This is a genomic window from Cupriavidus phytohabitans, assembly GCF_017815025.1.
Taxonomy (GTDB): Bacteria; Pseudomonadota; Gammaproteobacteria; order Burkholderiales; family Burkholderiaceae; genus Cupriavidus.
In genome coordinates this window covers 1-1,424 of the sequence record NZ_JAGIQB010000184.1, presented here as the reverse complement: position 1 = coordinate 1,424, position 1,424 = coordinate 1, and the positions used below count along the sequence as shown (strand labels likewise).

The window sequence follows — 1,424 nt, the reverse complement described above, 5'->3', positions numbered from 1 at the left end:
TCTCATCCTGTGAAATCAATGCGTGCTGAGCACGCCGTGGCCTTCGGCTACGGCAGGTTGTTCAGACCATCCTTAGCTGCAGTGCCACCGCGCCTACACTCGCCGTTCGGTGCGCCGCCGGCCGGCAACGGCGGCAGTTCCGAATCGCGCAATATGGAGCGCTCAAGCTCCTGGATGTCTCGTGCGCGAACACCGGACTCCGAGAAGACTTTGCTCCAGCCCGATACGATCCCCACAATTTGCTCTCCTTCGGCGTGCGCCTCGGGAGGCGGGAGCTGAAACGGCTGGCTTGCGAGAGGGCGTTCGCGAGCGTCGGATTTGTTCCGTGGTCCCCGACGATCAGCTGCTGGTACGGAATCCCCTGCACCTGCGGCTGGACGTCATAGACTGGCGACAGCCGCCAGTTCTCCCCGCCCTGATGCAGAAAGGCGTGATTCTTGGCGTGGTCGTGGGTATTGTCGATCAGGATGTTCAAGACCATGCGCTGGAACATCTGCAGACAGGGCGGGCTACCTCCGCGATATCCGCATAGGACATTTGCTCCTCCGGGATGCCCTCGGCAAGCAGCAGCGTGCGCGCACTCGCGAAGTGAATACGGCCGCCGCCTGCCTCCCGGTCAAAGCGCTTGACCAACAACGCGTTCTGACGACCCAAGGGAACAAGCCGAGACTCGGGCGCGTCGATGCCGCAGGCCCTGCGCCAGCACGAGTGAGGCATGCTCGATCGCGCAGAAGTCCACTTCATCTCCTTCAGCGGGGAACTTCGCAATCCACGAGCTTCCGTCATCATCAATAATCGCCTTCGAACGGGCGCCGCCTGCAGTGCCGCCTGGGCGCAGCAACTGGCGTAGACGATCATCGATAGGCAGCTGCAACTCGACGGCACGCGCAGCTTCGATCAGGCCCGGTAAGTCACCGCGGTGAAATACGGGAGGATGATTGACCTCGTAGGAATCCACCATCGAGGCGAAACCGAGCGCGCCAATCCGGTCTTCGCCAGCCAAGGCCAGATAGTCGATCGCTGCGCGCCTATGCGGATTGAAAGCCCAATCGATAACCCGCCGACCCCATAGCGCAGGCTGACTAAAGCAGAACGTATTATTTGCTTTTCTGAGGTTAGTGATGTGTCCTATAAGCCATTGTCCAGGCAAAGTTGAATCTATGGTCAGCCCGATCTTTGCAAGGTTGGCGATCGATGATCTGTGGCTTGCCTAAATCTATCCGGAGTCTGCTTGGGGATTGCTCCACCGCTCCACGATGAAAGTCGCGCCCGGTGGTCCTAAAAATGTCTGCAGCTTGTGGCAGCTATACAATTTTTCAGGGTGTCCACCAGGCCACAGGGCCTTAGCAGGCTGCTGAAGTACTCACCACGGAAGAGGTGCGGCTTCCCCCGATAGGGCTGGGGGTCGCGGTTTTTCACAATCC

General features: G+C 59.6%; 1 protein-coding gene and 1 pseudogene. Both read right to left on the bottom strand.

Going from position 1 to position 1,424, the window contains the following annotated elements; genetic code table 11:
* Window positions 1-61: 61 nt before the first annotated feature.
* A pseudogene (locus J8I34_RS35690) lies at window positions 62-717 on the bottom strand (type II toxin-antitoxin system HipA family toxin).
* Window positions 617-1,150, bottom strand: a complete 534-nt coding sequence (locus J8I34_RS35170; protein ID WP_245176353.1) for a HipA domain-containing protein — start codon at window positions 1,148-1,150, stop codon at window positions 617-619. Before J8I34_RS35170 ends, J8I34_RS35690 begins: the two are co-directional and overlap by 101 nt.
* Between the last annotated feature and the right edge of the window lie 274 nt (window positions 1,151-1,424).